A 12,146-nucleotide genomic window follows, 5' to 3' on the forward strand; every position below is an offset into this window, starting at 1 on the left:
TTATGCCGATTTTTTCGGTCTTAGATTAAAGAATTCAATGTAACTTTTTGGGTTTTCCGCAATGCCTCGTTCGGAAATAATGGTAATGTCAATATTTCTATTTTTGGCTTTGGCCGAAAAGTCTTCCAAAATTTCAATAATGTCATTGTCCAAGAACCTTGTCTTTCTAACATCAAGTTCAAGGTATGAATTTTCAGGAAGCCTGTCCAACTCTTTTAGAATAGCTCCTTTGTTGATAAAGGTAACTTCTTCTGCCAAAGTCATTTTAATTTTATGTACACCATTGCTATTATCCTCAATATGAAGGAAATGCGAATTTTGGTAGCTTTTTATAAGGATTACCACAATCCCTACGCCCAAACCTAATCCTATACCTACCAGAAGATCGGTAAACACGATTCCAATCACAGTCACAACAAAAGGAACAAACTGTTTCCAACCAGAATTATACATGGTCTTGAACAAACTTGGCTTAGCCAACTTATAACCAACAACGAAGAGGATGGCCGCCAAGACGGATAGAGGAATCATATTTAGTAGCGTTGGGATTAAAACTACCGAAGCCAATAAAAAGAATCCATGAATAATAGCTGAAGCTTTGGTTCTACCTCCAGATTGTATATTGGCAGAACTACGAACAATTACTTGGGTTATGGGCAATCCGCCAACCAAACCGGATAAACTGTTTCCGACACCTTGTGCCAATAGCTCCCTGTTGGTAGGGGTTACACGTTTATGTGGGTCCAACTTATCAGTTGCTTCAACACAAAGTAAAGTCTCCAAACTGGCCACGAGCGCAATGGTAAAGGCAGTAATCCAAATCTCGGAATTGGTTATGACCGAAAAATTTGGGAAACTGAACAACCCGGCAAACGACTCTAAACTGTCAGGAACAGGAACACTTACCAAATGCTCGTCAGAAATACCCCAAGTGCCATCACCAGAGGTAAAGGCAAAATAAACAATTCCCAAAACCACGGCAACCAAAGGTCCTTGGATCAACTGAAAAATCTTTGATTTTTTGCTCAATACCCTATCCCAAAGAATAAGAATGGACAAAGCCACAACGGCAATCACAGTTGCCCCCGGACTAATGGAATTAATGGCAGATATAATTCCGCTGAACGTATTTTCACCATCAACTTGGAAGAATGCAAAATCTCCTTCTGGGTCGGCATCGTATCCAAAGAAATGTGGAATTTGCTTTAAGATTATAATAATCCCAATACCGGTAAGCATTCCTTTGATTACTGATGACGGAAAATAGTAGGCAATAACCCCAGCTTTTAATAAGCCAAAAACAATTTGGATGATTCCACCCAAGACCACGGCCACAAGAAAGTTTTCATAACCTCCCAAAGTGCCTATGGCAGTTAATACAATTGCAGCAAGCCCCGCAGCGGGCCCACTAACACCTATTTGAGATCCACTTAGTGAACCCACAACGATCCCTCCTATGATTCCTGCGATAAGACCCGAAAAAAGAGGGGCGCCACTGGCCAGGGCAATTCCCAAACAGAGGGGTAGCGCCACAAAAAAGACCACAATACTGGCTGGCAAGTCATTTTTTATATACTTGAACATAATTAATATAGTAATGGTGTCTTCAGGGATTTATAATTTACTGAAGACTGTTAGAAATTGATTTTTGATGTGTTTAAAAAAGAAAAAAATTAAATCAATCTCTTGGGAGGTGGGTCAAGAATCTCAATGGTGCAATCCAAAACTCTAAAAATATAGGTTAGAGCATCAAAATCTTTTTCTTGGTTTAGTGTAGAATCTACAGGGAAAAAATTGCGAAGTAGAAAAAACTTACTCTCAAAGTTCTTGCTACCAGTTGTTTCCTTGCTGTTGTTTTCCTCTTCAGAGGAACCAAGAATTATTGCGGTACAGTACTCCTTGCCCAGAAGGGGAACAAAGGGTGAGGCCATTAAAATTGTGACCAGTATCACCGAGACAAAAGGAAGAGCCAAAAGTCTTAGCACTATACAGTTTTTTTGCAAAAATAAAAGGAAGCACAAAAAAGTTTGTTAAATAATATTTAAAAGTCTTTCAACAACTTAATATTATCGGTCAACAACCATCCAGTTTGGCCATCCGCCAATTTAATTTTCCTCCAATCGTCAAGTTGATCCAACACATTTACTTTTGTTCCTTCGTGAAGGGTAAAGACAATTTCACTGTTATTGTTGGGTTCAGACGACACCTGTACCTGTTTACTGAAAACTATGGCAGGATTGTCTTTTTTAAACTCTTGATTTTGCAGATAAGCCATTAAAATGGACACAACACTCAAGGAAAGCGAAAAAATGCTCACGATAAAAGCTATCCGTTTTTGATTGGCAAATCGAAGAAAAAAATAGGCCAGATAACCCAGAACAAACAAAAAGGCAAAACCTATGGCCACATAAGCCCATTGATCAAAGAAAAAGAGGTTCACAATTTTTCCATAGATTTGGGCAATCTCGGTTTTAGGGATGCTTTCTATGGCGTCTAGCCTCATGTTTTGGGCATAACCTAGATTGTTCCTGATTTCCGCATCATTGGGGTCTAACAACAAGGCTTTTTCATAATAATAAATACTGGGCCCAATGGCATTTAGCTTATAATGGCAGTTACCCATGTTAAAATACAATTGTGCGGAATGTTCCCCAGTATCAAGAATTTTTTTGTAATTATCTATGGCTTTACCGTATTCCCCTTTGTTGTAATATTCTGTAGCCTGATCAAACAGGACGTTGCTTTGGCAGAAACCAAGGGAAGCCGAAAAGAGGGCAATTAAAAGCACTATTTTTTTTATACTCATAACTGTTTGTCCAAATTTGAAATTACCCCGCTGGCCTTATCATAGTCATTTTGCATTTGCACATCTGAAAATGGGCTATATCTGGCCATTTCACAACTTTTCAATAGCTCAATAAACCCTTCCACATCTGTGTCCTCCACTTTTTTGTCCAAAAGGATGGAGGTTATTTTTTCTTTGCTGAATTCTGAGGTCTCGATTTTCAGCTTGGCTTTTAGATAGTTGTGAAGTCCTTTCTCCAAAGCCACATAGAAGGCTTCTTTGTTACCTAATTCTTTTTTGGCAGTGGATAGATATTTTCTGGCCAGTTTGTTGGCCTTTTTGATTTTGTTGCCCACAACATCCTGTGCAATTGCTTCCCTTTTCTTGAATGAAAAAATTGCAATCGGAATTAGAAGAAGGGGACCAAGAAGCCATAGATAAAATGCTCTGGAACCAAAAAAGTAGTTTACACCAATTGGACTTAGGTTAGGGTTTAGTTTAATAAAATGAAACTGCTTTCCTGTTGGAACAACCAATTGTTTATTGGTCGCTGTGCCCACCGCATTGTTGCTTGCAGAATTTGTTGGTCCCTCCAACACCTCTATATTGATTTCATCGGAGTTAAGAGTGATGTATTTTTCCGTCTTGGGATTAAAATAACTAAAGGAAATACTGGGAATGGGGTATTTTCCCCTAAATGAAGGCACAATGGTGTAGTTGTTGGAAACTTTACCTTCCATTCCCGAGCTATAAGTTTGTATGTTTTCTTCATACTCCGGATCATAAACCTCCAAAGCACTTGGAAGTTCGGGTTCAGGGAGCTGAAAAAGTTTCAGGTTGCCCTTTCCGGAAACCTCTACAATGGCTTGTAGGGATTCTGATGCGTTCAACTGTTTTTTGGAGGCAGAAACAGAAAATTCGAAATCCCCTACGGCTCCACCAAAATTTGCAGGCTTTCCATTTTCTGGAAGTGGTTTCACGTTTATGGTCCTTTTCCCGGCAGATACCGTTTTACTGGTCTGGGTGTAAATGCGTCCACCGAAAAAATCCCTTCGGTTGGTAGGAACATCAACAAAAACCTCCAAGGAAAGAGGTTCAATATCAAGTTGTCCCGCTTTTTGTGGATAGAGAACAACTCTTTTCAAGACTACATAACGGTATGGTTTTCCTTGATAGGTGCCATTTTCGGCGGTACGTCTGGTAACGGGAATGTCTTGGCTCCAAAAATTGTTGTACGTTGGATTGTCCAGTTCCCTGTAGTTGGTAACACTAATATTTGGGCTTACATAAAGCTTATAGATGACGGTAACGGCCTCATTGAGATAAGAATTTCCCTTGGAAACTTCTGCTACCAAATGTAGGTTCTCATCGGCCACATCATCCACAGTTTTTTGATCGCTGGGTTTGTCCACTGCCGCAGTTACTTCAACCGTTTTAGAAAGTGTTTTGTAAGTTTCGCCGGCAATTTCTATGGTGGCTTGTTTTATAGTGAAGGAACCTCTTGCCGTGGGCACCAAAATATAGGAATATGTTTTTGAAAAGCTCCTTTTTCCGTTGATCCATGAAGAGCTTATGGATTGGGAAGGCCCCATGACCACCTTAAAACCCTCAAAAGGGGGAGGGCTAAAATTATCTCCATCCTTGTTCATGGTAAACTCCACACGAAGGCGTTCGTTAATGCCCAATTTTTCCTTGCTGAGGTTCATTTCAAAAGTAACCTCTTCTTCTTGGGCTTGGCTGGAAGCCCCCGTCAAGAAGAATATGATTGTAAAAAGTAATATGTTGCCCCTCAACCTATACATTACCAGTCTTTTTCGTTTCTGACTTTTTTGCCTCTCACTTTTCTTGCCTCCATTTTTTCCTGAACCTTTTTTTCTTCGTTCTGCATGGCTTCTAGGAGGTTCTGAATTTGTTGTTCAGAGAGCTGATTGGGTCTTGGCTGTTGTTTTTGGTCATCAGGTTGATCGCCCTGATTTGGTTTTTTCTCCTGCTCCTTCTTTTTGTCACCATCCCCTTCTTTATTTTCTTCGGGCTTGTCCTCTCCGTTTTCTCCCTGATCTCCTTGGTCTTTGTTTTCGTCCTCGTTTTGTTTCCCTTCGTCCTGTTTGTCGTTATCCCCCTCGTTGTTCTGATCTTGGTTTTGATCCTGATTTTGGTCTTGTTGGTCCTGCTTGTCTTGGTTATCCTGATTTTGATCGTTCTGTTGCTCGTCTTGCTGTTTTTCAAGCATCTTTTTTGCTAGGGCCAAGTTGTAACGGGTCTCGTCATCATTGGGATTGCTGCGCAAGGCTTCCTTGTAGGCTTCAACGGCCTTTTCGTATTCCTTGTTCTTCATGAACACATTGCCCATATTGTGAAAGGCCTTGTGTTTTTCGGGCTTGTTTTCTGCTTTTTCCCCAGCTTGTTTGTAGCGACCAAAGGCTTCTCCAAAACTCTCACGGTTGTAGTAGGCATTTCCTAAATTGAATGGTGCCACCACGTTTTTTTCACTCTTGGAAATGGCTTTTCTATAATTGGCCTCTGCCGCAATAAAATCATTGGAACTTAGCTCTCCATTGGCCTCATAAGTAAGGTTAGTGGAGGCCTTAAGCGCCTTTTCGGCGCTTTTGTCCGCTATTTCTTCCTGCGCCATGGCATAGCTTGTGCATAGCACGAGAACAAACATCAATCTCATCTTAGTCATCATCATGTTCATTGAAAAGATTTAGTTTTTTTAACCATTGTGTTTTTCTGTCCAGAAGGAAAATGTCCAAAAATAGAAATAAAAGTGCTGCTCCCAGAAACCATTGAAATTGGTCTTGATATTCAGCAAATTGCTTGGCTTCAAATTCTGTTTTATCCATCTGGTTCAGTAGTTCTTTGATATGTTCCACGGCATTTTCCGTATTGGAACCGTCTATATATTCGCCATTTCCGCGATCGGCAACTTCGGTCAGTATGGCCTCATTGAGTTTGGTTATGACCACTTCGCCTTGGGTGTCTTTCTTCAAACTTTCAACAATGCCATTCCTTTTTATTGGGATGGGTGCACCCTTAGGTTTTCCTACCCCAATGGTAAAGACACGAATACCATTTTCTACGGCGCCTTCAACGGCGTTTGCCGTGTTTCCTTCGGAGTGGTCCTCCCCATCAGAAACTATGAAGAGGACCCGATTGGTCTGTTCGGTATCATCGTAATAGGTAGTGGCCAAATCTATGGCTGCATCAATGGCAGTTCCTTGTGATGACAACATATCGGTGTTCATACTCTGCAAGAACATCTTGGCCGCACCATAATCAGTAGTAATTGGCAATTGCGGATAGGCCTGTCCAGCATAGGCAATGATACCGATACGGTCACTTGCCAATTGATTGATGATTTCCGATACCAAACGTTTTGCCTTTTCCAATCGGTTTGGGGCAATGTCCTCCGCCAACATACTTTTGGATACGTCCACCGCAAAGACGATATCTACGCCTTCTCTTTTGACGGTTTCCAGTTTTGTGCCAATTTTAGGGTTTACCAATCCCATAATAAGTGATGATAGCCCAGCCAGCAGAAACACCAGTTTTATAACCGACTTGAAACTGGATTTGTTGGGCGCCAATCTTTTGAGCAGTTTGGGGTTGGCAAAATGGCGCTGGGTCCTTTTTTTCCAGATTTGAAGAAAAAAGAAGGCCAAGACCATTACCGGAATAATGCCCAAGAGATAGAAATATGTTTTTTCATCAAACTGTATCATATGCTAGATAAAGCTTTTAAATATAGAATTGCGCAGGGCCCATTCCAATAAGAGCAATACTCCTGCCAAAAAAATCAGCGGTCGGAACTTTTCTTCGTATTTATAATATTTAAACTCTTCTATTTCTGTTTTTTCCAATTTATTGATCTCATCATAGATCTCTTCCAATTTATCATTGTCCGTAGCCCTAAAATATTGTCCGCCAGTGACTTTTGCTATTTCCTTGAGCAATTCCTCATCAATTTCCACTTGGTGCATACCATATCGGAAGCTTCCATCTGGATTGTAACCAATGGGGGAAAGGGCATTCCCGTTGGTGCCCAGACCAATGGTGTAGGTCTTTATTCCAAATTCCACAGCCAGATCTGCCGCGGTTTGGGGTTCAATAAAACCAGAATTGTTCACCCCATCGGTCAGTAGGATAATGACCTTACTGATGGCTTTGCTCTCCTTCAACCGATTGACAGAAGTGGCCAATCCCATTCCAATCGCAGTACCATCCTCCAATTCGCCGTAGGTAATTTCCCTGAGTGCGTTCAGTACAATAGCTTTATCACTGGTTATGGGGGTTTTGGTATAACTCTCACCTGCATAGCCCACCAAGCCAATACGATCGTTGGGCCGCTGTTTTATAAAATCGGCTGCTACTTCTTTGAGGGCCGAAAGTCTGTTTGGCTTTAGATCCCGAGCCAACATACTTGAAGACACGTCTATGGCCATAACAATATCTATACCCTTGGTGGTTTTGGTCCGGGTTGAGATATCTTCGGTTTGTGGCCTTGCCAGGGCAGTAATGATGGCCGCTAGGGCCAAAAGCCGCATAATGAATAGGACAGGCCTTAGTTTAGAAGCCCAACTGGTCACCGTAAAACCCTTTACACTGGATATTTTAAGAGCTGCAGTTTGATTCTTGTGTTTGAAAACATACCATAGCAAAGCCAGTGGCAGCAATACGAGCAACCAGAAAAACTGCGGATTTGCAAATTCTATATTTTCAAACATTTATGCCTGTGTTTTAACGTCCAATGTGTTCAATATTCTTTCAACAATCTGTTCTGCATAGGTATCGCCATCTTCCCAAGTGATCACAACCTGTTGCATAAAGCCTTTTCCTCCAAAGGAAAGTATATTGTATTTGGCTTTTTTTGGTTGACTGTTCCCCGGCCCATCAATGGTACCGGTGCCGTAAGTCTTTAAACCTTGCACACCAGATTTTGTAGTGAACTCCTCTTGTTTAGTGATGATGTTTTTTAGCCCAAGACCCTCAAATGTGGCCAAGGTGGCACCCACGGCTGCTGAAAAGTCGGGGTCTTTTTCTTCTTTATAGATGGCGGAACTGGCGGAGACGGAGAAGATACCGGCATAACTTCCATAGGAAAAGGATTGGAGTTCCTTAATCAATTCTTCGGCCTCTGGCGGCAACTTCACCTCTTGGCGAATAAGTACATCCGGGGTTTCCAGTTCAACAGGGGGAAACCCGTATGAGCTCGCTACCCATTCGCCTTCCAAAAGGTCTTTGGTCGGATATCCAAAAACGGTGTCCCTTACCTGTTTAAAACCATAATAGGCTACCGATACTCCTGCGCCTACAAAAACTAGCCCCGCAAAAATGGCTGCCGCCCAGTAGATGCGTTTGCGCTGTTTTCTCTTGGCGAGTTCTTCCAGATATTCTTCATTCAGCAATAATTCTTCCTCTGTGGGCTCGGGGAGGGCATCGTGGGTTTTTACCACTATTTGCTCCACAAGCTTTCGGTCTTGTTCGGCTACTGAACTGGCAGGCTTGGATTTGGCAAATTTCACCAAGTCTGCGGTCTGCAATATTTTCTGAAATTGTTTTAGGGTTTCATCGTCCAACTTTAGCTCCCCGGCATCTTTTAGCAGCTCCAACTTGGTGATCAGCTGTTCCGTGGTGCTTTCCATGGCAGAAACATGCACTTCGTCCTCAAGGTACAAGCGAACAATGTCCGTAAGCTCAGAATAGTATTTTTTGTACTCATCTTGAATGAGGTATCTGGAGTTTTCCAACTTTTTCAACTCCATTAAAGCTCTGTCATAAGGAGGTAGCAAAGCCACCTTTTCCTCTTCTGTCAGGGGCTTTTTTCTTAGGAAGAACCAGTAAACCAATCCACCCACTATAAGAAGCCCCAGGAGAATCCATAACAAAGTTTTCCAAAGTTCGGCATTACTGCGATCTACCTGTATGAGTGGTTTTATGTCGAACATTCTCTGCTTGGTGGTGTCCACGGCCACATCTCCCACTTTTATATTAAAGGAGTCTGTAAAAAAAGGCCGTTCATTAATGGCGATACGCTGCGGAGGGATAGTGTATGCGCCGCTATCAAACTGAGTGAGGGCATAAATGCGTTGCAAGACAACCTTATCATTATTCTTAATGGTATCTCCTATGATGGCTTCCACCGTTTCTAAAGGAGAAAAAGTCTGCCCTTCTGGAAAGTGGACCACATTGGTGGAATCGGTTTCCACGGTAATGGTATATTTTATCTGCTCCCCAATTTTTATGGAAAGGGTATCCACATCAGTGGAAATTTTGGAATCGGTTTGTGACCATCCCGTAAAGGGCAATACAAAAAGGCATAGCAGTGTCATCAACACAAACGGTGTCGGGACATTTTGAATTTTCAATTTTGAATTTTCAACTTGCATTATCCCCTTCGTTTAAAATAGCCCAACAATTTTCTTACATAACTCTCGTCTACCCTGCAATTGATGACACCGCAGCCACTTTTGGTAAACGAATCCATGAAATAGCCTACTTTGTCTTTGTGGAACTGACCATAAGCAGAGCGAACTTTTTTGGATTGGGTGTTCACCAACTGCATGGTTCCGGTCTCCGCATCCATCATTTGTACCATACCCAGATTGGGAATGGATTCTTCCCGTTCGTCAAAAACACGAATGCCGGTAACATCGTGTTTGTTTCCTACTATACGAAGGGTATTGTTATAATCATCGGCAATAAAATCCGATAGCACAAAAACGATGGCCTTTTTCTTCATCACATTGGTAAGGAACTTTAAGGCTTCGGCAATATTGGTCTCACTGCTTTGTGGGGTAAACTCCAAAAGCTCTCGGATAATACGGAGCACATGACTTTTCCCTTTTTTGGGAGGAATAAAGAGCTCTACTTCATCGGAGAATAAAATTATCCCCACCTTGTCGTTGTTCTGTAATGCTGAAAAGGCCAGTGTTGCCGAAATTTCGGTAATGACTTCTTTTTTAAACTGATTGGATGTTCCAAAAAGTTCGGAGCCGCTCACATCCACCATCAGCATCATGGTGAGTTCCCTTTCTTCCTCAAAGACTTTAACGTAGGGTTCATTGTACCGAGCTGTAACGTTCCAGTCAATGGACCGCACGTCATCCCCAAATTGGTACTGCCTCACTTCACTGAAGGTCATGCCCCTACCTTTAAAGGTAGAGTGGTACTCCCCACCAAAAATATGGTCGGAAAGACGGCGGGTCTTTATCTCAATTTTACGTACCTTCTTAAGTAGTTCCTTTGTATCCATTGGGTTCAAAAAATGGGTTTTCGGGTTGGTTTAAAGCATTGCTACTTTGACCGAGAAACATTGAACCGTTACGGTACTTCTACCTCGTTTACGATCTTGTTTATGATTTCTTCCGAGGTGATGTTTTCTGCTTCTGCCTCATAGGTTATCCCGATACGGTGCCTTAAGACATCATGCACAACGGCCCTAACATCTTCGGGGATCACGTACCCACGCCTTTTGATGAAGGCATAGCACTTGGAAGCATTGGCCAAGTTGATGCTTCCCCTTGGGGAGGCACCAAAACTTATTAGTGGCTTTAGGTTTTCAAGGTTATATTTTTCAGGATATCGGGTGGCGAACACCAAATCCAGAATGTATTTTTCAATTTTTTCATCCATATACACCTCCCGCACTGCCTGTTGAGCATTTAGAATTTGCTTAATGCTTACCACAGGTTTTACTTCCTCATAGGAGCCCTTAAGGTTTTGGCGGATAATCAGTTGTTCTTCGTTGAGCTTGGGATAATCTATTACCGTTTTCAACATAAAACGGTCCACTTGAGCTTCAGGAAGTGGGTAGGTTCCTTCTTGCTCCACGGGGTTTTGGGTGGCCATTACCAAAAATGGAGCATCCAGTTTAAAGGTTTCATCCCCAATGGTCACTTGTTTTTCCTGCATGGCCTCGAGCAAAGCGGATTGCACTTTGGCCGGCGCCCTGTTAATCTCATCTGCTAGCACGAAGTTGGCAAAAATGGGACCCTTTTTGATGGAAAAATCATTTTCCTTGATATTGTAAATGAGTGTCCCGATCACATCCGCAGGCAAAAGATCGGGAGTAAATTGGATTCGGCTAAAACTACCTTTTACAGCCTTGGCCAAGGTATTGATGGCCAAAGTCTTGGCGAGCCCGGGAACTCCTTCCAAAAGAATGTGGCCCTGGCCCAAAAGGCCAATGAGCAACCGCTCTACCATATGTTTTTGGCCCACAATGGCCTTGTTCATTTCACCGGTAAGCAGGTCAATAAAAGCACTTTCTTGGGCAATTTTCTCATTCACAGCACTAATATCTATAGTAGTGTTTTCTTCCATATGAACCGTTATTGTTATGTGTTTAAGTCAGTCTGAATGCTAAGAGGTGCAAAATGAAAATTTATTTAAAATTGACCTGTTAATTAATGGTTAAAAAAAACGGTAAACCCCTAGTTTTATGAAGGATTTAAGGGTTTAATTTTATACTTTCAACCCATATGAAAGAGAGAGATACGTATTCCAGGATTATTGCTGGAACCATGACATGGGGAAGTTGGGGCAAAAAACTTTCCAAAAACGAAATGATTGATTTGATGCAGCATTGCATTGAATTGGGGCTTACCACTTTTGATCATGCCGATATTTACGGGAGCTATTCCACCGAGGCTGATTTTGGCCAGGCCTATGCCGAAAGTGGGATCAAGCGGGAGGATATCCAATTGATTTCAAAGTGTGGCATACAGATAACCAGAGGCAGGGACAATCGCATCAACCATTACGAGTACAGTAAGGATTACATTATTTGGTCTGCCGAGCAATCCCTTAAAAAGTTGAATACAGAATATTTGGATTTGCTCTTGTTGCATCGTCCCAGTCCGTTGATGGAACCCCATGAAATAGCGGAAGCCATTTATGCTTTATTGAAAAGTGGCAAGATCAAACAGTTTGGGGTTTCCAACTTTACCCCGTCCCAAGTGGCCATGTTGGAGAAGACCATTCCTGTTTCGGGAAACCAGGTAGAATTTTCACTGACATATGATTCTCCCATGTACGATGGAACGTTTGATGATTGCATCGCAAATAATAGAATGGCTATGGCGTGGAGCCCTTTGGGAAGTTTGTTCCGGGAAGAAACGGAACAGACCCAACGAATCAAAAAGACCTTGGTTCCCATGATGGAAAAATATGGAGCTGATGAAAGTCAATTGCTTTTGGCATGGCTGCTAAAACATCCTGCCATAGTGTTTCCCGTTATAGGTACCACAAACAAAGACAGAATAAACATGGCCAAAAAGGCCTTAAACATAGATTTGGAATTACAGGATTGGTTTGTTCTTTTAGAGGCAAGCCAAGGCCATGGCGTTCCGTAAGAATATAT

General features: G+C 42.0%; 11 protein-coding genes. 1 reads left to right on the forward strand and 10 read right to left on the reverse strand.

The features are described 5' to 3' along the window. The 10 genes from EZV76_RS03525 to EZV76_RS03570 form a co-directional block, all read right to left on the reverse strand. A complete protein-coding gene (locus tag EZV76_RS03525) occupies positions 1-1,584 on the reverse strand; it encodes a SulP family inorganic anion transporter (RefSeq protein ID WP_136565188.1) in 1,584 nt (527 codons plus the stop codon). An 89-nt stretch (positions 1,585-1,673) separates the two neighbouring features. Then, positions 1,674-1,985 (reverse strand): hypothetical protein, encoded by a 312-nt coding sequence (locus tag EZV76_RS03530; protein WP_136565189.1) that lies wholly within the window; start codon positions 1,983-1,985, stop codon positions 1,674-1,676. A gap of 56 nt (positions 1,986-2,041) precedes the next feature. Next, positions 2,042-2,806 carry a tetratricopeptide repeat protein gene (locus EZV76_RS03535; RefSeq protein WP_136565190.1) on the reverse strand — a complete coding sequence of 255 codons (765 nt, stop codon included), beginning with the start codon at positions 2,804-2,806 and terminating at the stop codon, positions 2,042-2,044. Further along, positions 2,803-4,587: a BatD family protein gene (locus tag EZV76_RS03540; RefSeq protein WP_136565191.1), complete on the reverse strand. Its 1,785-nt coding sequence runs from the start codon at positions 4,585-4,587 to the stop codon at positions 2,803-2,805. Before EZV76_RS03540 ends, EZV76_RS03535 begins: the two co-directional genes overlap by 4 nt. Next, positions 4,587-5,468 (reverse strand): tetratricopeptide repeat protein, encoded by an 882-nt coding sequence (locus EZV76_RS03545; protein WP_136565548.1) that lies wholly within the window; start codon positions 5,466-5,468, stop codon positions 4,587-4,589. Before EZV76_RS03545 ends, EZV76_RS03540 begins: the two co-directional genes overlap by 1 nt. Continuing rightward, the gene (locus tag EZV76_RS03550) at positions 5,461-6,507 is read right to left on the reverse strand and encodes a VWA domain-containing protein (protein ID WP_136565192.1); all 1,047 of its coding nucleotides are present in this window, start codon (positions 6,505-6,507) and stop codon (positions 5,461-5,463) included. Before EZV76_RS03550 ends, EZV76_RS03545 begins: the two co-directional genes overlap by 8 nt. A 3-nt stretch (positions 6,508-6,510) precedes the next feature. Then, a complete protein-coding gene (locus EZV76_RS03555) occupies positions 6,511-7,509 on the reverse strand; it encodes a vWA domain-containing protein (protein WP_136565193.1) in 999 nt (332 codons plus the stop codon). Further along, positions 7,510-9,114: a hypothetical protein gene (locus EZV76_RS03560; RefSeq protein ID WP_439107545.1), complete on the reverse strand. Its 1,605-nt coding sequence runs from the start codon at positions 9,112-9,114 to the stop codon at positions 7,510-7,512. Between the two features lie 56 nt (positions 9,115-9,170). Beyond that, complete coding sequence (locus EZV76_RS03565) at positions 9,171-10,037, reverse strand: DUF58 domain-containing protein (protein ID WP_136565195.1); 867 nt, start codon at positions 10,035-10,037, stop codon at positions 9,171-9,173. A 68-nt stretch (positions 10,038-10,105) separates the two neighbouring features. Beyond that, complete coding sequence (locus EZV76_RS03570) at positions 10,106-11,107, reverse strand: AAA family ATPase (RefSeq protein WP_136565196.1); 1,002 nt, start codon at positions 11,105-11,107, stop codon at positions 10,106-10,108. A 158-nt stretch (positions 11,108-11,265) separates the two neighbouring features. Between EZV76_RS03570 and EZV76_RS03575 the strand changes: the two genes are divergently transcribed. After that, positions 11,266-12,138, forward strand: a complete 873-nt coding sequence (locus tag EZV76_RS03575; RefSeq protein ID WP_136565197.1) for an aldo/keto reductase — start codon at positions 11,266-11,268, stop codon at positions 12,136-12,138. Positions 12,139-12,146 lie beyond the last annotated feature (8 nt).

The sequence above is a fragment of the Flagellimonas alvinocaridis genome (genome assembly GCF_004916895.1).
In the GTDB taxonomy this organism is placed as follows: domain Bacteria; phylum Bacteroidota; class Bacteroidia; order Flavobacteriales; family Flavobacteriaceae; genus Flagellimonas; species Flagellimonas alvinocaridis.

Excerpts from the sequence above, each read along its gene's own strand:
- EZV76_RS03540 (WP_136565191.1), bottom strand. The coding sequence starts at position 4,587 with ATGTATAGGTTGAGGGGCAACATATTACTTTTTACAATCATATTCTTC.
- EZV76_RS03535 (WP_136565190.1), bottom strand. The coding sequence starts at position 2,806 with ATGAGTATAAAAAAAATAGTGCTTTTAATTGCCCTCTTTTCGGCTTCC.
- EZV76_RS03550 (WP_136565192.1), bottom strand. The coding sequence starts at position 6,507 with ATGATACAGTTTGATGAAAAAACATATTTCTATCTCTTGGGCATTATT.
- EZV76_RS03575 (WP_136565197.1), top strand. The coding sequence starts at position 11,266 with ATGAAAGAGAGAGATACGTATTCCAGGATTATTGCTGGAACCATGACA.
- EZV76_RS03565 (WP_136565195.1), bottom strand. The coding sequence starts at position 10,037 with ATGGATACAAAGGAACTACTTAAGAAGGTACGTAAAATTGAGATAAAG.
- EZV76_RS03525 (WP_136565188.1), bottom strand. The coding sequence starts at position 1,584 with ATGTTCAAGTATATAAAAAATGACTTGCCAGCCAGTATTGTGGTCTTT.
- EZV76_RS03545 (WP_136565548.1), bottom strand. The coding sequence starts at position 5,468 with ATGACTAAGATGAGATTGATGTTTGTTCTCGTGCTATGCACAAGCTAT.
- EZV76_RS03555 (WP_136565193.1), bottom strand. The coding sequence starts at position 7,509 with ATGTTTGAAAATATAGAATTTGCAAATCCGCAGTTTTTCTGGTTGCTC.
- EZV76_RS03570 (WP_136565196.1), bottom strand. The coding sequence starts at position 11,107 with ATGGAAGAAAACACTACTATAGATATTAGTGCTGTGAATGAGAAAATT.
- EZV76_RS03560 (WP_439107545.1), bottom strand. The coding sequence starts at position 9,114 with ATGACACTGCTATGCCTTTTTGTATTGCCCTTTACGGGATGGTCACAA.